This is a genomic window from Serratia sp. CY74737 (genome assembly GCF_052166775.1).
In the GTDB taxonomy this organism is placed as follows: Bacteria; Pseudomonadota; Gammaproteobacteria; order Enterobacterales; family Enterobacteriaceae; genus Serratia; species Serratia ureilytica.
The window spans coordinates 137,870-162,485 of record NZ_JBJNOF010000012.1 but is presented as its reverse complement, the minus strand read 5'-3'; the positions used below and the strand labels follow the sequence as shown (position 1 = coordinate 162,485).

Here is a 24,616-nt window from a genome sequence, read left to right as displayed (position 1 = left end):
ATCCCATTAAAAATCACCGGCCGCGGCAAGGCGGCGGCCGGCCTTATTGTTCGTAGCGGAAGCGGAACTTCTCTTGTTCGCTGGCGGCACGCGCCAGGATCCACTGCCGGAAGGCGGCTATTTTACCCAGTTCTGCCTGGCTGTCATGACATACCAGATAAAAAGCATTTTTACTGACCAACACATCGTTGAACGGGCACACCAGACGACCGGCTTCAATCTCGGTTTGCGCCATCACGTTGTTCACCAGCGCCACGCCCTGACCGTGCACCGCCGCCTGCACCACCATGGCGCTGTGGCTGAAGATTGGCCCCTGCTGCACGTTGATGTGCTGCAACCCCAGCTGGCGCGTATAGGCCAGCCAGTCGCGACGTGAAACGTCATGCAGCAGCGTATGATAAGCCAGATCGTCTGCGGTTTTCAGCGGATGATCGCCGGTCAGCAGGCTCGGCGAACAAACCGGCAGCAAATATTCTGCATACAGGCGCTCGGCGCGCAGCCCCGGCCAATTGCCGCGGCCATAGAAAATCGCCACGTCGACGTCGTCCGCCAGCTTGTCCTCTTCACGGTCCACCGCCTGGATGCGCACGTCGATGCCCGGATAAGCTGAGTTAAAGCCGGACAAACGCGGCACCAGCCACTGAATGGCGAAGCTCGGCGGCAAACTGACGGTCAATGCCCCCTTGGCGCTACGCGCCTGCAGCTTGCGCGTCGCCTCGTTGATCGAAGAGAAGATCTCCTTGATATCAAGGTAGTAACTTTGCCCCTCTTCGGTCAGCAGCAGCGAGCGATTGCGCCGGCGAAACAGCTTCAGCCCGAGGAAGTCCTCCAGCGACTTGATCTGGTGGCTCACCGCGGCCTGAGTCACGAACAGCTCTTCCGCCGCCTTGGTGAAACTCAGGTGGCGAGCGGCCGCATCGAACACGCGCAGCGCATTGAGGGGAGGTAAGCGTTTAGACATTAAATTAGCTACTTTTGTGTAACATTAATCCGAATGATTCGGCGCCGAAAATCGGGCGGCTTTGTATGGCAAGCCATGGACAAACGCTAACGGCGCATTGCCATTAGTTTTTTTAATCCGAGCCATTATAATTTGTCCGTTGAGGATGCGCCAGCAAATACCTATAGTGGCGGCACTTCCCGGGCCGGAACGAAAAGGGAGTGGGTGTCGAGGACGCCGATGAACTTTTGGCTTGTGGTTGTGATGTTGTGTTTGCAAATTGTCCGGCGATTCCGGACATGGTAGCTAGGCTACTGTTTTTTCACTTCCTGTACATTTACCCTGTCTGTCCATAGTGATTTTATGCAGCACCGCAAAACTTGCGGTGCTTTTTTTTTTGCCTGACGGTTACTGGTTGCTTTCAACCATCTCTTTCACATCGGCGCGGTTGATCTGCTGTTCGACGCCGTTGGCGTCTTTATAGCTGATCATGCCGGTATCGTTATCCACTTTAGGCTTGCCGTCAGCGACAATGGTGCGTCCGTCATTGGTATGCATCACGTAGTTGCTGGAACAGGCGGCCAGGGTGAACGTAAGCATCAGGGCAGAGAGAACTGCGGCTGTTTTCTTCATTGAGGACTCCTTTGTAGTTTTAAATGCTGATAAATACCTTTTATGTGTATAGATGCGATTAATAAGCGCACATTTAATAGCATAACAAACTTTCCCAATTTTGCCAGGCGATAAGTCCTAATCGGCGCGAACGCTTGTCTCCGGCGGCAAAATAGGACAGGATCACCCATCGACTCAAGCCAGTGACAATCAGGGTATGACGCCTTTTAACCCCAGCCTTTTTCGCCAACAGTTTCCCGCGCTCGCGCAGGACGGCATCTATCTGGACAGCGCCGCCACCGCGTTGAAACCGCAGGCGGTGATCGACGCCACGCAGCAGTTTTATCGCGACGACGCCGCCACCGTGCACCGCAGCCAGCATCGGGCGGCGCAGGATCTGACCGCCCGTTTCGAGCAGGCGCGCGGCCAGGTCGCGCAACTGATCCATGCGCCGTCGGCCGACGACATCGTCTGGACGCGCGGCACCACCGAGGCGATCAACCTGGTGGCGCAGAGTTATCTGCGTCCGCGTCTGCAGCCGGGCGATGAAATTCTGGTGAGCGAAGCGGAACACCACGCCAACCTGATCCCTTGGCTGATGGTGGCGGATCAAACCGGCGCGCGGGTAGTGAAACTGCCGATCGGCGCCGACCGGCTGCCGGACCTGGCGCAGCTGCCCGCCCTGCTCAACGATAGAACCCGCCTGTTGGCGCTGGGGCAAATGTCCAATGTCACCGGCGGCTGCCCGGATCTGGCGCCGGCGATCGCGCTGGCCCATGCCGCCGGCGCGCGCGTGATGATCGACGGCGCACAGGGCGTGGTTCACGACCCGGCCGACGTACAGCGGCTCGATATCGATTTCTACGCCTTCTCCGGCCACAAACTGTATGGCCCGACCGGCATCGGCGCGCTGTACGGCAAATCCGAGCTGCTGGCGCAGATGGCGCCGTGGCAAGGAGGGGGAAAGATGCTGACCCAGGCGTCGTTCGACGGTTTTATCCCGCAAAAACCGCCGCACTGCTTCGAAGCCGGCACGCCGAACATCGCCGGTGTGCTGGGGCTGGCCGCCGCGATCACCTGGCTTCGCGAACAGGACATGGCGGCGGCGGAACGCTACAGTCGCGAGCTGGCTGACCGGGCGGAACAGCGGTTGGCGCAGCTGCCGGGCTTTCGCAGCTTCCGCAGTTCCGGTTCCAGCCTGCTGGCGTTCGATATCGCCGGCGTACACCACAGCGACATCGTCACGCTGCTGGCGGAGCAAGGCATTGCGCTGCGCGCCGGCCAGCACTGCGCGCAGCCGCTGATGGCGGCGTTAGGCGTCAGCGGCACGTTGCGCGCGTCGTTCGCCCCCTACAATACTCAACAGGACGTCGATACGCTGGTCAGCGCGTTGACCCACGCCCTCGACCTGCTGGCCGACTGACTTGACTCCCGGAGACGCTATGCTCGCCCCCCATCCTTTTGGCCGAGAGATCACCGCCGAAGCGTTGATCGCCACCTTCAGCGCGCTGAAACAGTGGGAAGACCGCTACCGACAACTGATTATGCTCGCAAAACGGCTGCCGTCGCTGCCGGAGGCCTTGCGCAGTGAAGAAATGGCGTTGAGCGGGTGTGAAAACCGCGTCTGGTTGGGGCACCAGTTGCTGGAAGACGGCACGCTGCACTTTTATGGCGACAGCGAAGGCCGCATCGTGCGTGGCCTGTTGGCGGTGCTGCTGACCGAAGTGGAAGGGAAAACGCCGCAGCAGATCGCCGAATTGGATCCGCTGGCGCTGTTCGACCGCCTGGCGCTGCGCGCTCAGCTGAGCGCCACTCGCGCCAGCGGGCTGGCGGCGTTGGCCGCCGCCGTGCAGGCGATCGCCGCCCGTTACGCCTGACGCGCCGCCTTCGCCACCATCTTTTTCAGCGCGTGCGACACGGCGACGAAGCCAAAGGTGGCGGTGACCATGGTCGCCGCGCCGAAACCTGCGCTGCAATCCATTCTTTTCGGCCCTTCCGCCGTACTGCGCGAAGCGCATACCGAACCGTCCGGCTGCGGATAAACCAGCGGCTCGCTGGAAAAGACGCAGTCGATGCCCAGCTTGCCCTTGCCGTTTTTCACCACGTTAAAATCGTGCTTCAGCCGCTCGCGCAGCTTGGCGGCCAGCGGATCCTGAATGGTTTTCGCCAGATCGGCCACTTCGATTTTGGTCGGATCTATCTGCCCGCCGGCGCCGCCGGTGGTCACCACCGGGATCTTGAAGCGGCGGCAGTATGACAACAGCGCCGCTTTCGGCCGCACGCTGTCGATCGCGTCGATGACGTAGCTGAAGTTATGGTCCAGCAGCTCGGCGACGTTGTCCGGGGTAATGAAATCGTCAATGCAGGTCACCCGGCATTCCGGGTTGATCGCCAGGATACGCTCCGCCATTACCTCGGTTTTCGATTGCCCGACGTGCTGGCGCAGCGCGTGGATCTGACGGTTGGTATTGGTGACGCAAACATCATCCATGTCGATCAGAGTGATGGCGCCGATGCCTGTGCGCGCCAGCGCCTCAGCCGCCCAGGAACCCACGCCGCCGATGCCGATCACGCAGACATGCGCCTGCGCGAACACCGCCAGCGCCTGCTGGCCGTATAACCGCGCCGTGCCGCCGAAACGCTGCAGATAGGCTTCCGAATAAGCTGTGCTCATAACGCTTTAATTACCTTCGTAATGCAAATGATAAGGGCCGGAAAATCCGGCCCTTGCGGGTCAATCTTTTCACGCCGTGCGCGTTTAGCGGGTGACCAGCAACGAACCGCCGCCGTTTGACTGATTGGCGCTGAACAGCTGGCCGCCGCCGTTGTTCTTCAGCACCCAGACGCGGCCATAGTGGTTGTAGTACCCCGCCGAGTGGCCGGCTTCCGGCCCGATGCCCTGATACATGTCAAAATGCTGGCCCTTGATGGCGCCGCCCACGTCGAGCGCGACCATCAGACGCATCTCGTATTTTCCCGTGAATTTACCCTTGTTGTCCAGCAGCGGCACTTCGGCCAGCAGCGTGGTGCCTGCCGGGATCAGCGAACGGTCGGAGGCCACCGACGCTTTGGCGATCAGCGGCACCGCGCTGGCGCCTTTCACCGGCGCAAAAGCTTCCGGGCGGAAGAACACGAACGACGGGTTCTGCTCCAGCAGCTCGCGCACCTCTGCGGCGCTGTGGGTATCCGCCCACTGACGGATCGCCTGCATCGACATGTCCGCCTTGGCCACTTCACCGCGATCGATCAGCACTTTGCCGATGCTGCGGTAGGCGTGGCCGTTCTTGCCGCCGTAGCCGAAGAACACCAGCGGCTGACCGTTGCCGTAGTCGACGTAGCCGCTGCCCTGGACTTCCATCATGAAGTTGTCCATCAGCGAGTTGGTGTAAGCGATGATATAGCGATCGTCGAGCGCGCCAGAATAAATGCCCGCGCGATCCGGCAAGCGGCCCCTACCCTTCGGCGGCATGCGGTACAGCGGATAACGGAACTCGCCCTGTTGGGTATAGCGCGCCTGCACCACCGGCGTGTAGTAGCCGGTAAACTGCACGTTGCCATAATTGTCGACGCCTTCCATCTGGTAAGCGCTGAGGCCGTACTGGCTCAGCATGCGCGTGTCGGCGCCGGACGCCATCCAGTTTTGCACCGCCTGATAGGTGCTGTTGTTGCGGTTAAACAGCGAAGGCGACGCGTACTTGATCTCCATCAGCTGATCCGAATAATCCTTGGCGTTGACCGGCGAACCTTTGGCGTTGGGCTGATTGACCAGCTCCAGCGATTGATCCAGACGGCCGTCCTTATATTGCTGACCCCGATCGGTCGGCTTGGACGAACAGCCCGCCAATACCGCCACCATCAACCCGCCCAGCAGGTATTTGCCCCAACGTCCTTTCATCGCGCACACTCTCAAACTGATATGATCTACCGGCTGAACGATAACAAACGCTCATTGATAAAGGAATCGCTGCAAATAAAAAAAGCCGCACGGAGGATGGTGATGAAAAAGAAGGCAAATTGCGGGCAAATTCAGCAGAAAAACGAGTTTAGGCCAATAAAATGCAAAAAGGGTTTGCAACAAAACGCATGGAGAGTATAGTGCGCATCCATCGGACGCGGGGTGGAGCAGCCTGGTAGCTCGTCGGGCTCATAACCCGAAGGTCGTCGGTTCAAATCCGGCCCCCGCAACCAACCGATGCCGCAGTGGCGGTATTTTGCGTTTGAGTTCGATAACAAAGTATTACACGGACGCGGGGTGGAGCAGCCTGGTAGCTCGTCGGGCTCATAACCCGAAGGTCGTCGGTTCAAATCCGGCCCCCGCAACCAACCGAATGCCGTACCAGCGGCATAACATGAACGGTGGTTTCGTCGTAATACCGCATCAAGACGGACGCGGGGTGGAGCAGCCTGGTAGCTCGTCGGGCTCATAACCCGAAGGTCGTCGGTTCAAATCCGGCCCCCGCAACCAACTCTTGATGACAACAGATAAGCACCCTGACGGGTGTTTTTTTGTATCTGCAATCCGCAAAAACAGCCGGACTTGCGCCCGGCCCTGCCGCTATCGGCTCGCCAGCGCGCCGCCGTTGGCGAAATAAGCCTTGATGCCCGCCAGAATCGACTCCGCCACCTGCTGCTGGAAATGGCTGGTGCGCAGCTTGCGCTCCTCTTCAATATTGCTGATAAACGCCGTTTCCACCAGGATCGACGGGATATCCGGCGCCTTCAACACCGCAAAACCGGCCTGATCGACGCGATTCTTGTGCAACCGGTTGATTTTACCCATCCGGTTCAGCACTTCCTTGCCGAACTTCAGGCTATCGTTGATGGTTGCGGTCTGGATCAAATCGAACATGGTGTGGTCGAGATAGCGGTCGCCGCTCTTGCTGACGCCGCCGATTTGGTCCGAGGCGTTCTGCGTCTGCGCCAGGAACTTGGCCGCCGAGCTGGTGGCGCCTTTGGTGGACAACGCGAACACCGATGACCCGCGCGCGGCGCGGCTGGTGAAGGCGTCGGCGTGAATCGAAACGAACAGATCGGCGCGTTGCTTGCGCGCCTTGGCGACGCGCACCTTGAGCGGGATAAACACGTCTTCATTGCGCGTCATGAACACCTTCATGTTCGGCTCGCGCTTGATCATGGCGCTCAGCTTGCGGGCAATCTGCAGCACAATGTCTTTCTCGCGCGTCTTATACTTGCCGATCGCACCGGGATCTTCGCCCCCGTGGCCAGGATCCAGCATGATGACGATCGGCCGATCGCGCCCCGCCTTGCCGGCCTGCGGCGCTTCGGGCGGCAGCGTGCGCTCCAGATCGCCTTTGTTGTAATCTTCCAGTAACGCCAGTAGCGGATCATACTCCTCGCCGCCGCTGCCGCCCTTGGTCGGGTAGAGATCCATCACCAGACGGTTGCGATACTCCGGCACCGGCGCCAGCGAGAACATGTGCGGGCTGACGCTTTGCTTGAGCTCCAGCACCAGCCGCACGGTATTCTGATCGAACTGGCCGACGCGCGCCTGCTTGAGATAAGGATCGTCGGCGCGCACCTGCCCGGCGATGCCCTTCAGCACGCTGTTGAGATGCACGCCTTCGATATCCACCACCACGCGATCGGGATTGGTCAGGGCGAACTGCTTGTATTTCAGTTCGACGTTGGATTCCAGCGTGACGCGGGTATAAGTGGAGGACGGCCAGACGCGCACGGCAATCACGTGCGATGACGCGGCGAAGCCCGTGCGACTCACACTCAGCAACCAGCTGGCGGCAACGCCCTGTAATAAACGACGGCGGCCCAGATTGTGATTAGCGTTTGGCATGCGGCTCCGGCAGTAATAACTGTTTACAACAGATGAAAAAAACACCAATGACTTGGGAATGCCGAAAACTTTAACCAATCATTCCAGCCCTGTCATCAGAAAATCTTTTTATGGTTTTTCAATTTATTAACGATTTAGCGCCCTTAGCTCGCTCTTCATGACGATTTCCCACTTGCCATTGGCGCAATAAAAGAATAAAAATACAAAAATATCGTATAAATATGCAAAGAGGTTTACCCGTGAAGGAACGTAGTACAGAGCTGGTGCAAGGATTCCGTCACTCCGTCCCCTATATCAACGCCCACCGCGGCAAGACGTTTGTCATCATGCTCGGTGGGGAAGCCATCGAACACGAGAATTTTTCCAACATCGTCAATGATATCGGGCTGCTGCATAGCCTGGGCATTCGCCTGGTGGTGGTTTACGGCGCACGGCCGCAGATCGACGCCAACCTGGCGCAGCACAACTATGAACCGATCTACCACAAGCATACGCGCGTGACCGACGCCCATACGCTTGAGTTAGTCAAGCAGGCGGCCGGTTTATTGCAGTTGGACATCACCGCCCGGCTGTCGATGAGCCTCAACAACACGCCGCTGCAGGGCGCGCACATTAACGTGGTCAGCGGCAACTTCATCATCGCGCAGCCACTGGGCGTCGATGACGGCATCGACTACTGCCACAGCGGCCGCATTCGCCGCATCGATGAAGAAGCGATCCATCGTCAGCTCGACAGCAACGCCATCGTGCTGATCGGCCCGGTCGCCGTCTCGGTAACCGGCGAGAGCTTCAACCTGACTTCGGAGGAAGTCGCGACTCAGCTGGCGATCAAACTGAAAGCGGAAAAAATGATCGGTTTCTGCTCCTCGCAGGGCGTGACCGACGCGGAAGGCAACATCCTTTCCGAGCTGTTCCCTAACGACGCGCAAAAGCGTCTTGAAGAGCTGGAGGAAGGCGGTGATTACCATTCCGGCACCGTGCGCTTCCTGCGCGGCGCAGTGAAAGGCTGCCGCAGCGGCGTGCGCCGCAGCCACCTGATCAGCTATCAGGAGGACGGCGCGCTGGTGCAAGAACTGTTCTCACGCGACGGCATCGGCACCCAAATCGTGATGGAGAGCGCCGAACAGGTGCGCCGGGCGACGATCAACGACATCGGCGGTATTCTGGAGCTCATCCGGCCGCTCGAACAGCAGGGTATTCTGGTGCGCCGTTCGCGTGAACAGCTGGAGATGGAGATCGACAAGTTCACCATTATCGAACGCGATAACCTGACCATCGCCTGTGCGGCGCTGTACCCGTTCCCGGAGGAAAAAATCGGCGAGATGGCCTGCGTGGCGGTGCATCCCGATTACCGCAGCTCTTCGCGCGGCGAGATGCTGCTGCAGCGGGTAGAAAATCAGGCGCGGCAGATGGGATTGAAGAAGCTGTTCGTGCTGACCACCCGCAGCATCCACTGGTTTCAGGAGCGTGGTTTCACCCCGGCGGAGGTCGACGTGCTGCCGATGCAGAAACAGGCGTTGTACAACTACCAACGCCGCTCCAAAATTCTGCTGGCGGATCTGTAATCCCTGTGGGCGCGGCCGCTACCGCGCCCCTTCATCGCTTATTCCGTCGTCTGCAGCCGTTCAGCCAATCCGCTGCGACGCTGGGTCGGCGTGCGAATGGCCCGCAGCAGCACCGCGTCCGTGGCGTACAGCGAGAGCTGCTGACGCGCACGGGTGATCGCGGTATAGACCAGCTCACGCGTCAGCACCGGCAGGAAATGGTTCGGCAACACCAGAACCGTATGCTCAAACTCCGATCCCTGGGACTTGTGCACCGTCATGGCGTAAGCGGTTTCATGCGCCGGCAAACGGCTCGGCTGCACCGACTTGATGCTGCCGTCCGGCAGTTGGAAATGCACGCGCAGCTCGCCGCGCTCATCCGGCAGAGTAATGCCGATATCCCCATTGAATAACCCCAGCGCGCTGTCGTTGCGGCCGATCATCACCGGCCGCCCCCGATACCAGCGGCCGAGCACACCCGGTTTGCGGTCGATCAGGCCGGCGCGCTGCAGCCCGAGTTCAATACGTTCATTCAGGCCGGCGACGCCGAACGGCCCTTCACGCAGCGCGCACAGCACCTGGAAGCGGCTAAAGGCGGCCAGCACCGCCGCCGCATCCGCGCCTTCGGCAGTCAGCAGCAGATAGTCGCGATAGCCCGCCACGCACGCGTCCAGCAGCGCCTGATACTCTTCGCTCGTCGCCAGCGCATAGCCCGCGACATCGCCGAAACGGCCGTTTAATGCCGCCAGCGCGCGATCCCCCGCACCGGCGTTGACCGCCAACGCCAGTTGACCGATGCCGGAACGGGCGTCGAAGCGATAGCTCTTACGCAACAGGCACAGGCTGTCGCGCACCGCCGCTTGCGCGTCGGCCCGCTGCCCAGCGATCGAACAACCGGTCAGGCGGCTCAGCTCTGCGGCGCGCGCCTCGCTGTATCCCTGCTCGGCAAAACGGCAAATATCCCCCAGCACCGTGCCGGCCTCTACCGAAGCCAGCTGATCGCGGTCGCCGAGGAAAATCACCCGGGCCCGATCGGGCAACGCCGCAATCAGGCGCGCCATCATGGGCAGATCGACCATCGAGGCCTCATCCACCACTAACACATCCAAATGCAGCCGGTTACCGCGGTGATAGCGCATGCGCTGACTGTTGGGTTGCGCCCCCAACAAACGGTGCAACGTCGCCGCCTCCATTGGGAACAACGCCTGCTGCGCCGGGGTCAACGCCAGCTGACGGCTGGCGCTGCCAAGCGACTCCGTCAGGCGTGCCGCCGCCTTGCCGGTTGGCGCCGCCAGCTGAATCCGCAAGCGCGCGCTTTCATCCAGCTGCACCAGCGCCGCCAGCAGTTTAGCGACGGTGGTGGTTTTACCGGTGCCCGGTCCGCCGGAAATCACCGCGATGCGCCGCGTGGCAGCTACCGCGGCGGCGATCTTCTGCCAGTCGGGTTCATCGCTCGCCGCGCCGAACAAGCGGTCGAGAATGGCGCGCAACGCCTCCTCCGGCACCGTCAGCGATTCACCTTCACCGCCGATAAACGCCGCCACTTCACCTTCGTTTTGCCACATGCGTTGCAGATATAAGCGCTGCCCACGCAGCACCAGCGGCGTAGCGCCGCTGCCGTCCCCAACCGCCGCGCTGCTCGCCAGGCGCTGCTGCCAACGTGCGCTATCCGGTCGCCCGGCCGCCTCCCATAGCGCCAGCGCCAGCGCCGGTTGGCGCCCTTCAAACAGCGTGTCCGCCTGCAGCTGCTCCAGCATCAGGCAAACATGCCCCGCCCCCGCCTCTGCGCTCAGACAGGCGGCGGCCAGTAAAATATCAGGCTCGTCTTCGCTCGCCACCACGCGGGCGAACTGCACGTCCAGCGGGCGCAGCGCGCCAAGCGCCACCGCCTGCTCCAGCAGTGCGATCATGATTTTTCCTCCGTCGCCGCAGCTTCGCCGCTGAACAAGCTATCCATTCCCGCCACCAGTTCAAACGCGGGGAGACAGGTGAAAATGCCGTTGCCCGGGTGCGCCGCATCCACGCCGCGCAGGAACAGATAAATCACCCCGCCGAAATGGCGCCGGTAATCATAATCCGGCAACCGATGGCGCAAATAACGATGCAACGCCAGCGTATACAGCTGGTATTGCAGATCATAACGATGCTCCGCCATCGCCTGCTCCATCGCCGGCCGGGTATAGGCGCTGCTGTCCTCCCCCAGCCAGTTGGACTTGTAGTCCAGCAGGTAGTATTTGCCTTGCCAGCAGAACACCAGGTCGATAAAGCCTTTCAGCATGCCCTGCACCTGATGGAAATCCAGCGCCGGGCAGCGGGCGGAAAGCGGATCGTAACGCTTCACCAGAGCATCGAGCTCCTTCGCCTGCAACAGCCGGTTAATCGGTAAATAGAACTGCAGCTCTGCCTGCTTATGCTGCGGCGTCAGCGCCGCCAACGTCACGCCGCTGTCATCGAGCGGCGTATTGAGCAGCACCTGCATCCACGCCAGCAGTATCGGTTGCCAGTGTTCGGCAAACCCTTGCTGCTGCAGCTGTTCCAGCAGCCACTGTTCGTCGAGCGGCTGGGTGAAGTCCAGCGTTTCAAACAGGCTGTGCAGGAAGGTGCCGGGCGTTGCGCCGCGCGGGAAGGTATGCGGTGTAAGCGCTGGCTCACTTTCTTCCCCGCGCTCACCGGCCGCGTCGACATCCAGACGCGGCAGCAGATCCTGCATCAGGCTCGCGCCGTGCTGTTGCAAACCGGTATAGCTGGTCACCCGCCAAAAATCCTGGATCCGCCGGGTAAAGCTTTTCGCCGCCAACGCTTCGGCCAGCGACGCCTGGGGTTGCCAAGGTTCTGCATCCGGCGGTTCAACCAGCGACAGCGCGATGCCGCCGCCCACCAATTGCTGCAGCCGCTCCTGCAGATACACGGCGTCGCCGGGCTGCCCGCCCTGCACCAGATAGCCCAATGCGCTGCGGTGCAGGTCGGTATCGCCCTGTTTCTTGCGCGTGCCCTGGAACAGCGGCGCAATGCCGATACTGCAGTGGTACACCGAGCGGGTCAGCGCCACATACAGCAGACGCAGATCCTCCGCCAACCGCTCCTCCTCCGCCCAGGCCTGGCTCTCTTCATTGGCGTCGAGGTCCAGCAGCGCCTGGAAACTGTGGCGATCGTGATACAGCGCCTGCTGCTGCTGGCGGAAGTTGCCGACGAACGGCAGCCACACCAGATCGAACTCCAGCCCCTTGGACTTGTGGATCGTGATCACCTGCACCAGATGCCGGTCGCTCTCCAGCCGCAGTTGCTGATTGTCGGACTGGCGATTAGGCTGAGCGATCTGCTGCGCCAGCCAGCGCACCAGCGCATGCTCGCTGTCGAGCTGCGCCGCCGCTTCTTGCAACAGCTCCCCCAGATGCAGCACGTCGGTCAAGCGACGCTCGCCGCCGGCGCTGGCCAGCAGGTTCTCCGCCAATTGGCGCGCTTTCATCACCTCGCTCAGCATCGGCAACACGCCGCGGCGCAGCCAGAGCGTGCGGTAATTGTCGAATTCATTAACCAGCGCGTCCCAGGCGCGCTCATCGCGGCTCAGGCCGTCCAGCGTCGGCGCGTCCAGCCCCATCAGCCCGGTGGCCATGGCGCTGCGCAGCGTGCGCTCCTGCTCCGGCGCCAACACCGCCTGCAGCAACCACAGCAGGTCTTTGGCCTCCGGGGTGTCAAACACGCTGTCGCGGTTGGACAGGTAGACCGACGGAATAGACAGCGCGCTGAGCGCATCGCGCACCAACGCCGCCTCGTTGCGGCTGCGCACCAGCACCGTGATATCAGAGGCTTGCACCGGCCGTGACGCCTTGCCGCTCTGCAGCCGCGCCAGGCCCTGCTGCCCGGCGCTGAGCCAGTCGCGAATTTGCGTGGCGCACAGGCGCGCCATTAGCTGTTGGTAATCACTTACACCCGCGCCTTCCCCCTGCTGCAGCCAGAATTGCATCGCCGGCTGCGGCTTGCCGTGCAATTCAAACGCCAGCCCTTGGTTCTTTTCCGCCGCGTTAACCTCAATAAAGGGGATTTGGCCGAACAGGAAAGGTTTTTCTACCTGAGAAAACAGGTGATTGACGCTGGCAACCATCGACGGCGACGAGCGCCAGTTGGTCTCCAGCGTATAGTGGGCGCTCACCTCTGAACGCGCGCGCATGTAGGTAAAGATGTCGGCGCCGCGAAAGGCGTAAATCGCCTGCTTGGGATCGCCGATCAGCAGCAGGCCGCAATCAGGCCGGCCGACGTAAAGTTTTTGGAAAATACGGTATTGCTGCGGATCGGTATCCTGGAATTCATCGATCATCGCCACCGGATAGCGCTGGCGGATCGCCTGCGCCAACTGTTCGCCGCCGCCGCTTTGCAGGGCGCTGTCCAAACGGCTGAGCAGGTCGTCAAACCCCAGCTCGCCGCGCTGGCGCTTTTCCTGCTGAATGGAGGTGCGGATCTCGCTGAGCGCGCGCGCCATGATCAGGTCGCGCAACGTCAAGGGTTCATCGAACAGTTCGTCTATCGCCGTGAACAGCGCATGACGCGGCGGCTCGCCCTTCTTGGTCTTCTCCAGCAGCACCGACTGACGAAACTTGTCCAGCTCCTTCGGCAGTTGGTAATCCTGGGTCTCCTGCCCGCTCCATTCGCCGACCTTGTTCAACCAGTTCGGCAGGTGTTTGCTGCTGTAGCTGCGCTTATCGACGCCGGACTGGGCGATTAACGCCTCAAGATCGCCCGCCGCCGCCCGCCATTGCGCCTTGATGGCGTCGATGCGCGCGACGATCTGCTCGTGGCGCATCAGGACGGTTTCTTCGTCCTTCGGCGGCCGCCGCAGCGCCGGCGCTTCACCGTGCAGATAACCGGAAAGGTCGGCCAGCAACGCTTCCGGGCCGCTCCACTCCTGGCTGATCGCACGCGCCACGCCCAGCGGCAACGGATAGCAATGACGGCGCCAGAAATCGGCGCAGGCCTGTCGCCGCAGCGGCAGTTCGTCCTGTACCAGCGTTTGTTCAAACAGCATGCCGGACTCGAAGGCGTTGTGGGTCAACATCCGTTGGCAAAAACCGTGGATAGTGTAAATCGCCGCTTCGTCCATCTGCCGCTCCGCCGCCAGCAGCTGCGCAGCGGCGTCAGACAAATCGTCAATTTCTTCCATCAGCGCCGAAAACAGCGGGTTAGCGCTGATGCCGCGCACGCAGGCGATGCGCAGCCCGTGGATATTGTCACGGATACGCCCGCGCAGCTCCTCGGTGGCGGCCTCGGTAAAGGTCACCACCAGGATTTCTTCGACCGTCAACGGGCGGGGAAACGCCGCTTCCCCCCCCAATCCCAGCAGCAAGCGCAGATACAGCGCGCCGATGGTAAAAGTTTTGCCGGTGCCCGCCGACGCCTCGATCAGGCGTTCGCCAAACAGCGGCAGCGTCAGCGGTTCTAGCCTCTGCGGGGCGACTTCCGTCATGGCGTCGCCACTTTACGCGGCAGGATCTGCTGCAATGCCGACGCGTTCGGATAGGTGACCCAATCCTTAGGCGCCGCGTAATCCGCTTTGTCCTGCCCGCTGCCGCTGACCTGCGACAACACCGCCAGCCCCTGCGGCTGGATCACTGCCTGGTGGAAATAATCCGCCAGTTTGGTCGGCGTCAGCTGTTGCACCTGCGCGATCAGCTTCTGGCGGGTATCAAAGGCGAAGTTGCCGCGATCGAAATCATTGGCGAACCGGCTGGCCTCCTCGCTGAGGGTTTGCGGCCGCTGTTTGAGTTCGTTGATCAGCGCCTGTTTGTACTGCTCAAAATCGGCCTCGCTCATGTCACGCAGGCGTTTCTCGGTTTTCGGATAGAAATCCTGATAGCGCTGGTACAGGTAGGCCGGCTGTTTGCTGTTGCTCTGCAACAGGAAGCCTACGCCCCACTGGCGGCCCACCGACATCGGGAAGGCAAAGACCGCATACCCCAATTGTTCCTGAGTGCGCAGCTGGCTGTAGAACCACGGCTGAATAATCTGCCCCAACAGCGAGCTGTAGGCCATGCCGGTCACTTCGTCGTAACCGGTCGGTACATAGACCGCCGCCAGCGCCGAGTCGGTGCTGCTGCCTACCTGTTGCAGGTTGGCCAGCTGATTCTTGTCCACCACCACGTCTTCGCCGTGCCACCACTCAATACCGGTACAGCCCAGACGGTGCTTCAGCGTCGACGCCAGCGTATCGACCTGTTGCTTGCTCATGTTGCCCACCACCAGCAGCTCCGGCGTGGCCTCGGCCAGCAGGCTGTCGCGATACGCCAGCACGTCTTTCAGCGTCAGCGTTTTCAGCACTTCGCGGCGCTCGCTGCGTTCGGAATACGGCACGCGGGAAACCATCTGCACCGGCTGAATGGCCAGTTCAAACGCCTTGCCCTTCTCGGCGGCGTCCAACTGCTCCAGGTACCAGGACTTGGCCTGCGCCAGCTGATCTTCCGTCGGCGTGAAGCTGGAATAGCCCTCGATCAGCGCCGTCAACAACTGCGGCAGGCGCTGGGTAAAGCCGTTGGCGTTAAACATCAGGCCGTTGTTCGGCGACGTCGAGAAACTCAACCCGCCGACCGACGCCTGATAGCTCAGCTGATCCAGCGCCAGGCCGGCCAGATAATCCGTCAGCGAGAACAGCACCTGGTTGCGCGCGGAATCCATGGTCTTGGCGTTGCGGAAAGCGACGGTGACGTCGGCCTTCGGCTCATCGGCGAAGTAACGGCTCGGCATATACAGCACGCGCAGGCCGGGCTTATCCACCACCATTTCCGGCTTTTTGAATTCATGCGACGGTTTGGTCAGGGTGAAATCATCCGGAATGTACGGGTTGAGCGCCGGCAATGACAGGGAAATGCCGCTGCCCAACTGCTGCCACTGCGTAAAGCGCTGTGGCGTGATTTTGTCGACCTGGTAAGGCGCATTGACGAAATAGGCCGTCTTGTTGTGCGGCTCATCGGGGCTGACGAACCAGATGCGCGCATTTTGCGGCGTCATGGCGTCCAGACGTTCAGCGATCGCCTTAGGATCATAGCGATCGGCCAGGTAAGGCGCGTCCAGCGCATGCTCAACCGGCACGCGCAGCATAGTGTCCACCAGCCATTCGATGTAGTCCATGTCGCGCGTGATCGACGGATAGCGGAAGTCCAGGTTCAGAACATGCGAGATTTCGTCGAAGTAGCTCTGCTTGATGCCTTCGCTGCGCAGCATTTTCAGGTAGTTGAAAATGGCGGCGACGACTTGGTCGCGCTGGGCCAAGCCTTTGTCAGTCAGCGAGACACTGATGGCGAAGACGCCGCCGTTGCGATCCACCATCGGATCGGCGCCGGCATTGATGGCGTCCGCCAATCCCTGCTTCTGCAACCAGTCGGACAGGGTATTTTTACTGCGGTTGCCGATCAGGTAACCGATGTAGGTATCGGTTTTGCTGCGAAACGCGGCGCTGTTGTTATCGATGCGGAACTCAACCTTCAGCTGCTTGCGCGGCTGCGCCGGCACATAGTGAATGATGATGCCCTGCTGCTCCGGCGTGACGGCCGGTACGGTGATCGGCGGCACGCTGGCGTCATGATTCGGCACGCGGCCAAAGGTTTTTGCGGCAATGTCAGCCAGCTGCGGCAGCGGCTGATTGCCGTACAGCACCCCCATCATCAGATTGGCGGAGTAGTAGCGCTTATAGAACCCCGTCAGCTCATCGTGCAACTTGCTGCCCGGCTTGTCTTTCAGCGTGTCCAGATTACCGCCGGAGAAGCGCGCGCTCGGGTGCGCCGGGTTGAGGGTTTCCGCACCGACCTGCGCCATACGCATGCCGTCGCGCGAACGCGCCATCGTCAATTCTGCATTCACCGCGTTGCGCTCGCGATCGGCATTGCCCGGATCCAGCAGCGGCTCCGCAATGGCGTCGGCCATGCGATCGACCGCCGGCTCCAGCGCGTCATTCTCCACTTCCAGATAGAAGGCGGTGCGATAAGAAGCCGTGCTGGCGTTGTGGCTGCCGCCGTGCTTTTTCAGGAATTCGGACAGGTTTTCCGGCTCGGGATAACGTTTGGAGCCCATCAGCACCATATGTTCCAGATAGTGCGCCAAGCCCAGTTGGCTGTTCGGATCTTCGAGCGACCCGACCGGCAATGCCAGCGCCGCCAGCGATTTCGGCGCCTGGACATCGGACACCAGCAGCACCGTCATGCCGTTAGCCAACTTGATCGCCTCGTACTGACGCGGATCGTGCTCGCTCTTGTTGATCTTCTCCGCCAGCGGTTGCCATCCTTGTGCGGCCCAGCTCAACGGCGCCCAACACATAGCCAATAATACCAGCCCGGTGATGCGGGCCAACTGTCTGCGCATATCCAAAATAAACCCCTATTCTGACATCGCCACGCCCACTCCCTGACGCTGGCGACGTACATCAAAACCACATAACCAAATCTGTACTCGCCGGGTTCTTCGCCAATGTGGCGCCCCAAAACGCGGCGGGTATATGCCTGTACGTTATGTAAGACCGGGAATTACCCCAATGGTTGAATATAACCTTCGTTATTTTTACCACCTCCCGCCGCACAGCACCACCGGGGGATTGTTACCCCAGGTTATGACGCGCCACCGGCAGCAGATAACGCTCTGTTTCGGCCAGTATTTGCGCCAGGTAGTCATTGTCCAATTGGCGGAACACTCGCTGAACATAGGGATCTTCCCCTTCTCCGGGAATGCGCTGATCGCCCTGCCAAGCCTGCAGCAATTTGGCGCGAGCCTTTGTTTGCGCTTCTTCCTCCCAGTCGATTTGCTGCGTTTCCGGCTGATAGCACTGACTCAGCCACGCCCAGCCGCTCTTGTTCAGCAACAACAGCGGCTGACACAGACCGCGCTGATAGCCCGCCAGCAGTTCCGCCAGCTGCGCCTGCGCCTCTTCAGGCGCAAGCGCGGCAAAGCGCCAAGCGGAGTTCTTGCGACCATACATGCGGCTCTCGCCGGTGCCGCCGGCGCAGCAGTACACCAGGTGCTCCAGCCACAGCAATATGCCGTCCACCGCCGACAACGTGGCGGGCCGCCAGCGCAACAGGCCGTCATCCTGCACCTGATGCAGCCAGCCGCTGAGGCGCACGCCGGCAATATCGATGTCCAATTCCAGGCTGTGGCTCTGCGCGCGCTCCGCGCGCACCTGTTCGGCCAGGTCGCTCATTTCTTCCTGCTGCTTTTGCCAATAGATTTCTCCGAATGCGCCATAGGGCAACCCCCCGGCGGCGCGCACCCGCTGGAATAGCCGCTCGGGATCGTCGCCGTCAATCAGGGTATTCAGCAGTTGACTGTTGAACTGGTAGCGGCTGAGGTTATCCAGCGTGAAGGGCTCTTCGTCCGGCAGCTCGGTCTCTTCCAGGATAAAGCTGACGCCCAACCGCAGCTGGAAGAAGGCGCGAATAGGATGGCGGTAAAACCGCAGCAGCTCCTCCAACGCTATTTGCTGCAGCGTTTCGGCGGGCAGCGGCTGGTTGAAGGCCGGGTGCGCCGCCCCGCGCCCGTCGGCGGCGGGCAGCCACTCGGCGGCATAGCTTTGCGCCTCCGAGCCCGGCAAGAAATTCTCGGCGGCGAACGGCATGCGCGCGTGCCACTTCAGCAAATGCTCGCCCACTCGCCGGGCGCTGTCGTCTGCGGTGCGCGCCTCGTCTCCCGGCAGGCAATAGCTTTGCTCCAGATACTCCAGCAGCTCGGTAACCAGCACCGAAGGATAGCGCGGGCTGTTGTCCTGAATGGAACGGCCAATGAAGCTGATATACAGCCGTTGTTGCGCGGACAGAATCGCCTCCAGGAACAGATAGCGGTCGTCATCGCGCCGGCTGCGGTCGCCGCGCTTGACCTGCTGCGCCATCAGATCAAAACCCAACGGCGGCAACGTGCGCGGATACACGCCGTCGTTCATGCCCAGCAGGCACACCACCTTGAACGGAATCGAGCGCATCGGCATCAGCGTACAGAAGTTGATTTGCCCAGCGAGGAAGCGCTGGCTGATGCGTTCCTGATCGAGGCGCGTCGCCAAATCGTCGCGCAGAATCGTCAAGGGCACGTCATCCGGATAGCGCGCTGCCAGGCCAAAATTGATGGCCTGCTGCCACTGCTGCTCGATCAATGCCAGCACCACTTCGGTATCGCTATCCGCTTCGAAGAAGGCATCCAACAGCTGTCGGCACAGCGGTAGCCACGCCTCGAGCGAGCGCGCTTCGCTCAAGACTTGCCGCCAATGGCTCAATTCGGCCAGCAGATCCGCCAACTGCCCCGCCAGTTCGGCGACCAACCCGCTCGACTCGTCGTAAGGCAAAATGCCCTGCCAATCGCCGGCGTTGCTGTCCATCGCGTAGCCGAGCAACATGCGCGTAATGCCGAATCGCCAGGTGTGCTGGCCCGTGGCGGGCAGATCCAGTTCGCGCACGTTATCGTCGTCCAGACCCCAGCGCACGCCGGATTCACCGACCCAGTGACGCAACAGGCGCAGCCCTTCTTCGCCAATGGCGAAACGGGCGGCCAGGGCCGGCACTTCCAGCAGCGCCAGCACCTGTTCCGAAGTAAAGCGGCTTTGCGGCAAATCGAGCAGTGAGATGAAGGCCTGCAAAGCCGGATGCACCTGCCGCGCTTTACGGTCAGAAATGGCGAACGGCAGGTAGCGCTCGGCGGGAGCATTGCCGAACACGGCCTGAATATAAGGCGTATAGCTGTCGATATCCGCCACCATCACGATGATGTCGCGCGGCGTCAACGCGGGATCCTGCGCCAGCATGGTCAGCAGTTGATCGTGCAGCACCTCCACTTCCCGCTGTGGGCTGTGGCAGGCGTGCAGGCTGAGGGAACGATCTTGCGGATCGAGCCTGCGCTTGCTGAAACTGCTTTCCAGCGTTTCCGCCGTGATGCCGATCACCGCGTGATCTTCCAGCTCCAGCATATCGCGTTGAACGGCGTGCAGCATGGTATCCGCCGGGATATCGACAAAGGCATCGACCTCTTGCGCCCCTTCCATCTGCGACAGCAAATAGAGGTGATCGCGCCCGAGCTTGCCCCAGGAGGCCAGCAGCGGGTTACTGAGCTGCTGCTGCCCTTCAGCGTCAAACAGACGCGCCGCGTCGGCCGGTTCGCGAAACAGCCCTTGCTCGCGCGCCTGATGATAGTGACGGCGCTTGCGGCTCTGCAAGCGGGCCAGGAAAGCGTAATCCTGAATGTCGCCCCAGTAATAACGACAAGGGTTGGTGAACATCAGGTGGATGTCGATATGCCGCCCCAGCGCCTGCAACGCTTCCAGATAGACCGGCGGCAACGCCGAGATGCCGCAGATAAACACCCGCGGCGGCAAACCGGGCGGACACGTTGTTGCCTGCTCGAGCGCGTGGATAAAGCGGCTATACAGATTGGCGCGGTGCCATTCCGGCTGCCCCAATTCGCGCGTGTACTCCACCAGCCGCGCCCAGAGCGGCGCCTGCCACTGCTGAGCCTCGGGCAGACCGTCGATGCGTTCGCCGCGCTGCCAGCTCTCCAGCCACTGCGGGCGATAAACCAAATACTGGTCGAAAAGGTCGGCAACCCGGCCGGCCAATTGGTGGATTTTTCGCTTGTCGCCGTCATCGGTGAGATAGTGCTGCAGTGGCGCGAACGCCGGCTGGGTCAGCATCTCCGGCAGCAGCCACATCAGCTTCCAGGTCATGGCGTCCTTGCTGAAGGCGCTCTCTTTCGGGATATCCGGCAATACGCGGGTGAACATGTCCCAAATGAAGGTCGCCGGCAGCGGAAACGCGACATTGGCGGCGATGCCGAACTGCTCCGCCAGCTGCATTTGCAGCCATTGCGCCATACCGGGGCTCTGAACCAGCACCACTTCCTGTTGAAAAGGATCGGCCAACGGATCTCTGGCTATCAGCGCGCTGGTCAGCGTTTTCAATAAATCCAGCTGATTGGAATGATAAACCGTGAACATGATGGCTCCTTTAAAACAAGATACGTACCGGCTCAAAAACGGGTGCAATACCAGCGGCTCAGCGTCGCCCACTGCCGTTGCGGAGTTTGTACTCTGACCGTCAATCGGCGGCAATCCGCATCCGCGCCGTCGAACGCCGTCTCGCGTCGCCAGCCTTCCGGCAGCGGTTCGGCATCGAGCCGACCGGTGACGGCGAACGCCTCCAACTGCTGATGCGCCATCACCCAGGCTTGCCGGTAGTGCCACTGGCGCTGGAACGACTGCAACAGCACCTGATGATACTGTAACAAGCCCAGCAGCGACACCGAGAACAACAATGCCGCCACCAACACTTCCGGCAGGCTGAAGCCGTTGCGGGATAACCGCCCTGCGCGAGCGTTAACCCTCACAGTCGGCCGGCCTTTTCTCGGGGCAAAAATCCAGCCGGCCGCCCGGCTGCGCTTGCACCCTGCCGACCGATTCCGCACCGTCAAACGCGCCCCATTGATACAGCCAAAGCGGCTCACCGCCGCGCATCTCCCCAAGGCCGCGTACCGTCACGACGCCCGCTCTGGCAGACAGCCGGGCGCAGGCCGTCAGTTCCGCGCGCTGCCTGCATAACCAGGCCACCGCACTCAGCTCGGCGCGCGGCCAACGCTGGAGCATGCCCCAACTCAGCGCGGAAGCGGCCTGATTGTAAGCCTGGAGGTAGCGCTGCTGATCGGCGGCCAGTAACAGCGCGTTATCCAATTGCCGGTGCTGGGCATTGAGCAACATCAACCCCAACGCCAACAGCAACATTACCGCCGCCAAAGTACTGCCGCCTCGCTGGCTCCGCCGGTTCATGGCAACGCCGCCATTTCGACGTTCCCGCTCAGGCTGCGCCTGATACGCGCATCGCCGACAGAGCGCCCCGCCAGAGTCAAACGGCCCAGCGCACCGCCATGCTCCCCGCGCTCTATCGCCACATGAAACCGCTCAATGCGCACTTCGTCACGATCGAGCAGCCGCTCCCAGCCGCCGCCGTCGCATTGACTTACGCCGCGCTGCCCTTCCAAGCCGCCATTGCGCAGCCGATAACCGAAATAACCTGCATCCTCACCCGAGGTGAGCCATTGCCCGCTGCGGGTGATGTCGTAAGCGACGATAACGCAGCTGCCCGCCGCTTCTCCCGCCGCCTGGCCGATCAGCAGCGGGCGGCCGGCGCACTGCCCGGCACAGAAACCGGCGCGGCGCAGGTCTTTCTCGATGCCGAACGCCAGTTGCCGCAGCGTTGACTCCAGCCGAAAATGCTGGCCGACGGCCACGTTTTGCTGGCGCAACAGCGGATAGGTTTTCGCGGCGCCGAGCGCGATCACGCTGCCGAACACCAGCGCCAACATCACCTCCGGCAAGGTAAAACCGCGTTCGACAGTCAGCATGGCGCGATCCCCCTTATCCGGAGCCCTTCGCTGCACAAACGCAGCCGCCCTCGGGCGGACAGCACCAGCCGCAGGCCGCCTGACTCGTTGCTGAGCAGGATGTGCCCCGCCTGCGCGGTATTGCGCAAGCCGTAAAACCCGATCTCTTTGTCGGTGTAGCCGCTCAAAACGACGTCGCGGTAAGACGGTGAGAAAACGGAACCCTCGGCGGAAGCGCAATCCGGCGGCGGCACACCGCCGCCCAGGCACCAGGGCGTGCCGTTCTTGAACCACAGCAGCGTCGTGCGGTTGCGCCAGTTGGCGTCCGCCTGCAGTCGCAGTAAAAACGCCAGCAGCTGCTGGGCAGTATGTTCCAGACGCAACGTTTGCTGATGGTGGCGCCATTGACCGACGCCCCAGCCGGTGAGCATGCCGGCGATCAGGAGCGCCGCCAACAGCTCAATCAGCGTCATGCCACGCTGGCGGTCATCGATGTTCGAGAGCGTATTTTCTTTCATGCGGCCAGTTTAAGGGCCGTAACAAGGCGGTAAAGCCGCATGCGCAAGCCTTGCGGCAAGTTGCGCAATGTTTTCCCTATAGCGACAAATGGCGACAATAAAATGCGGCGCGGCGCGCAATGCGGATAAAAAAAGGGGCGCAATCGCTGCGCCCCTGGTGTGATGCGGTTAAGGTCAGATCGCGACCGGTGCCTTGATGGCCGGGTGCGGATCGTAACCTTCGATCTCGAAGTCTTCGAAACGGTAATCGAACAGCGAAGCCGGCTTGCGTTTGATCACCAGCTTCGGCAACGGACGGGGTTCACGCGTCAGCTGCAGCTTCGTCTGTTCCATATGATTGCTGTACAGATGGGTATCGCCACCGGTCCAGACGAAGTCGCCGACGTCCAAATCGCACTGCTGCGCCATCATATGCACCAACAGCGCGTAGCTGGCGATGTTGAACGGCAGGCCGAGGAACACGTCGCAGGAACGCTGGTACAGCTGGCAAGAGAGCTTGCCGTCCGCCACGTAGAACTGGAAGAACGCGTGGCACGGCGCCAGCGCCATCTGGTCCAGCTCACCGACGTTCCAGGCGGAAACGATGATGCGGCGCGAATCCGGATCTTGTTTCAGCTGCTGGAGCACGTTGCTCAGCTGATCTATCTGACGACCGTCCGCCGCCCCCCAGGCTCGCCACTGCTTGCCGTACACCGGGCCGAGATCGCCGTTTTCATCGGCCCACTCGTCCCAAATGGTGACCTTGTTGTCACGCAGATAGGCGATGTTGGTATCGCCGTTCAGGAACCACAACAGCTCATGAATGATCGAACGCAGATGACATTTCTTGGTGGTCACCAACGGGAAGCCTTCCTGCAAATTGAAACGCATCTGGTGGCCGAAAATCGACAACGTGCCAGTGCCGGTACGGTCGGCTTTAGGAGTGCCCTCGGCGAGCACCTTGTTCATCAAATCCAGATACTGTTTCATTTGTCCCTCACGACAGTTGTTGCTGCGGGCGACGACGGTACGCCCAAATCATCATAATAACACCGGCCACCACCATCGGGATGGACAGGATCTGCCCCATGCTGATCACGCCGTCGAACAGGCCAAGCTGGGCATCAGGCTGGCGGAACGCTTCAACGATGATGCGGAATGCGCCATAACCGATCAGGAACAGGCCCGATACGGCACCCATCGGCCGCGGCTTGCGGATGAACAGGTTCAGAATGATAAACAGCACCACGCCTTCAAGCAGCAGTTCATACAGCTGGGACGGGTGACGCGGCAGCACGCCGTACTGATTCAGCAGCGGCAGCAGAGAAGGATCGGCGGCGGCGAGCGCCACGTCTTCGCTGCGCGAGCTTGGGAACAGCATCGCCCAAGGGGTGTCGGTGGTCACGCGGCCCCACAGTTCACCGTTGATGAAGTTGCCGAGGCGGCCGGCGCCCAAACCGAACGGGATCAATGGCGCGATAAAATCGGAAACCTGGAAGAAGGTGCGTTTGGTGCGGCGAGCGAACCAGAACATCACCAGAATCACCCCCATCAATCCGCCGTGGAACGACATGCCGCCATCCCAGACTTTAAACAGATAGAGCGGATTATCCAGGAACAACGGCAGGTTGTAGAACAGCACATAGCCCACGCGGCCGCCGACGAATACGCCCAGGAAACCGGCGTAGAGCAGGTTTTCCACTTCGTCTTTGGTCCAGCCGCTGCCCGGCTTGTTGGCGCGGCGCACCGCCAGCCACATGGCAAAAACGAAGCCGACCAGATACATCAGGCCGTACCAATGCAAAGAAACCGGGCCAATGGAGAAAATGACCGGATCAAATTTAGGAAACGCCAGATAGCTATTGCTCATCTATCACCACAACATGTC

Annotated in this window: 18 protein-coding genes and 3 tRNA genes; 6 read left to right on the top strand and 15 right to left on the bottom strand. The window is 61.1% G+C overall.

Translation table 11 applies throughout. From position 1 onward, the window contains the following. Nucleotides 1-43: 43 nt before the first annotated feature. Together ACJ8PE_RS17195 and ACJ8PE_RS17190 are read right to left on the bottom strand one after the other, a co-directional pair. Nucleotides 44-961: a transcriptional regulator GcvA gene (locus ACJ8PE_RS17195; RefSeq protein WP_004931894.1), complete on the bottom strand. Its 918-nt coding sequence runs from the start codon at nucleotides 959-961 to the stop codon at nucleotides 44-46. Nucleotides 962-1,348: 387 nt separating this feature from the next. After that, nucleotides 1,349-1,573: a YgdI/YgdR family lipoprotein gene (locus tag ACJ8PE_RS17190; protein WP_025304050.1), complete on the bottom strand. Its 225-nt coding sequence runs from the start codon at nucleotides 1,571-1,573 to the stop codon at nucleotides 1,349-1,351. Nucleotides 1,574-1,769: 196 nt separating this feature from the next. On the opposite strand from ACJ8PE_RS17190, the gene csdA reads away from it, so the two are divergent. Both csdA and csdE read left to right on the top strand, forming a co-directional pair. Next, complete coding sequence (gene csdA / locus ACJ8PE_RS17185) at nucleotides 1,770-2,975, top strand: cysteine desulfurase CsdA (RefSeq protein WP_197760435.1); 1,206 nt, start codon at nucleotides 1,770-1,772, stop codon at nucleotides 2,973-2,975. 19 nt (nucleotides 2,976-2,994) lie between these two features. Next, entirely contained in the window at nucleotides 2,995-3,429 is a 435-nt protein-coding gene (gene csdE / locus ACJ8PE_RS17180; RefSeq protein WP_046687719.1) for a cysteine desulfurase sulfur acceptor subunit CsdE, read from the top strand. On the opposite strand, the gene tcdA is transcribed toward csdE, so the two are convergent. Both tcdA and mltA read right to left on the bottom strand, forming a co-directional pair. Next, nucleotides 3,420-4,226 carry a tRNA cyclic N6-threonylcarbamoyladenosine(37) synthase TcdA gene (gene tcdA / locus ACJ8PE_RS17175; protein WP_004931886.1) on the bottom strand — a complete coding sequence of 269 codons (807 nt, stop codon included), beginning with the start codon at nucleotides 4,224-4,226 and terminating at the stop codon, nucleotides 3,420-3,422. The two genes, csdE and tcdA, sit on opposite strands and share 10 nt — an antisense overlap. 84 nt (nucleotides 4,227-4,310) lie before the next feature. Further along, complete coding sequence (gene mltA, locus ACJ8PE_RS17170) at nucleotides 4,311-5,447, bottom strand: murein transglycosylase A (RefSeq protein WP_033644860.1); 1,137 nt, start codon at nucleotides 5,445-5,447, stop codon at nucleotides 4,311-4,313. Nucleotides 5,448-5,663: 216 nt separating this feature from the next. Between mltA and ACJ8PE_RS17165 the strand changes: the two genes are divergently transcribed. The 3 genes from ACJ8PE_RS17165 to ACJ8PE_RS17155 all read left to right on the top strand — a co-directional run bounded on the left by ACJ8PE_RS17165 (nucleotide 5,664) and on the right by ACJ8PE_RS17155 (nucleotide 6,017). Beyond that, nucleotides 5,664-5,740: transfer RNA gene (locus ACJ8PE_RS17165), tRNA-Met, on the top strand. Between the two features lie 58 nt (nucleotides 5,741-5,798). Continuing rightward, nucleotides 5,799-5,875 (top strand) — tRNA-Met (locus tag ACJ8PE_RS17160). A gap of 65 nt (nucleotides 5,876-5,940) precedes the next feature. Further along, nucleotides 5,941-6,017 (top strand) — tRNA-Met (locus ACJ8PE_RS17155). A gap of 90 nt (nucleotides 6,018-6,107) precedes the next feature. Here the strand turns inward: ACJ8PE_RS17155 and amiC are convergent. Then, nucleotides 6,108-7,361, bottom strand: coding sequence for an N-acetylmuramoyl-L-alanine amidase AmiC (amiC, locus tag ACJ8PE_RS17150; RefSeq protein ID WP_033644859.1), 1,254 nt, complete (start codon nucleotides 7,359-7,361; stop codon nucleotides 6,108-6,110). 239 nt (nucleotides 7,362-7,600) lie between these two features. Between amiC and argA the strand changes: the two genes are divergently transcribed. Continuing rightward, on the top strand, nucleotides 7,601-8,926 hold the full coding sequence (gene argA, locus ACJ8PE_RS17145; protein ID WP_015378910.1) for an amino-acid N-acetyltransferase: 1,326 nt from the start codon (nucleotides 7,601-7,603) through the stop codon (nucleotides 8,924-8,926). A 38-nt stretch (nucleotides 8,927-8,964) separates the two neighbouring features. Here the strand turns inward: argA and recD are convergent, their stop codons facing one another. From recD to lgt, 10 genes are all read right to left on the bottom strand, one after another. Then, nucleotides 8,965-10,815: an exodeoxyribonuclease V subunit alpha gene (recD, locus tag ACJ8PE_RS17140; RefSeq protein ID WP_442536825.1), complete on the bottom strand. Its 1,851-nt coding sequence runs from the start codon at nucleotides 10,813-10,815 to the stop codon at nucleotides 8,965-8,967. Next, nucleotides 10,812-14,363, bottom strand: coding sequence for an exodeoxyribonuclease V subunit beta (gene recB / locus ACJ8PE_RS17135; protein WP_197793062.1), 3,552 nt, complete (start codon nucleotides 14,361-14,363; stop codon nucleotides 10,812-10,814). Before recB ends, recD begins: the two co-directional genes overlap by 4 nt. Continuing rightward, nucleotides 14,360-17,248 (bottom strand): pitrilysin, encoded by a 2,889-nt coding sequence (gene ptrA, locus ACJ8PE_RS17130; RefSeq protein WP_197793063.1) that lies wholly within the window; start codon nucleotides 17,246-17,248, stop codon nucleotides 14,360-14,362. The genes recB and ptrA overlap by 4 nt, the downstream gene beginning before the upstream one ends. A gap of 232 nt (nucleotides 17,249-17,480) precedes the next feature. Further along, entirely contained in the window at nucleotides 17,481-20,852 is a 3,372-nt protein-coding gene (gene recC / locus ACJ8PE_RS17125) for an exodeoxyribonuclease V subunit gamma (RefSeq protein WP_442536824.1), read from the bottom strand. A 32-nt stretch (nucleotides 20,853-20,884) separates the two neighbouring features. Further along, the gene (locus tag ACJ8PE_RS17120; protein WP_015378915.1) at nucleotides 20,885-21,241 is read right to left on the bottom strand and encodes a prepilin-type N-terminal cleavage/methylation domain-containing protein; all 357 of its coding nucleotides are present in this window, start codon (nucleotides 21,239-21,241) and stop codon (nucleotides 20,885-20,887) included. Further along, a complete protein-coding gene (locus ACJ8PE_RS17115) occupies nucleotides 21,231-21,677 on the bottom strand; it encodes a YgdB family protein (protein ID WP_197760439.1) in 447 nt (148 codons plus the stop codon). Before ACJ8PE_RS17115 ends, ACJ8PE_RS17120 begins: the two co-directional genes overlap by 11 nt. Continuing rightward, nucleotides 21,674-22,252 (bottom strand): prepilin peptidase-dependent protein, encoded by a 579-nt coding sequence (locus tag ACJ8PE_RS17110; RefSeq protein ID WP_033652127.1) that lies wholly within the window; start codon nucleotides 22,250-22,252, stop codon nucleotides 21,674-21,676. The genes ACJ8PE_RS17115 and ACJ8PE_RS17110 overlap by 4 nt, the downstream gene beginning before the upstream one ends. Further along, nucleotides 22,246-22,749, bottom strand: a complete 504-nt coding sequence (locus ACJ8PE_RS17105; RefSeq protein ID WP_072627060.1) for a prepilin peptidase-dependent protein — start codon at nucleotides 22,747-22,749, stop codon at nucleotides 22,246-22,248. The genes ACJ8PE_RS17110 and ACJ8PE_RS17105 overlap by 7 nt, the downstream gene beginning before the upstream one ends. Before the next feature lie 174 nt (nucleotides 22,750-22,923). Further along, nucleotides 22,924-23,718 carry a thymidylate synthase gene (gene thyA / locus ACJ8PE_RS17100; protein WP_015378919.1) on the bottom strand — a complete coding sequence of 265 codons (795 nt, stop codon included), beginning with the start codon at nucleotides 23,716-23,718 and terminating at the stop codon, nucleotides 22,924-22,926. A gap of 7 nt (nucleotides 23,719-23,725) precedes the next feature. Next, nucleotides 23,726-24,598, bottom strand: coding sequence for a prolipoprotein diacylglyceryl transferase (gene lgt / locus ACJ8PE_RS17095; RefSeq protein WP_015378920.1), 873 nt, complete (start codon nucleotides 24,596-24,598; stop codon nucleotides 23,726-23,728). Nucleotides 24,599-24,616 lie beyond the last annotated feature (18 nt).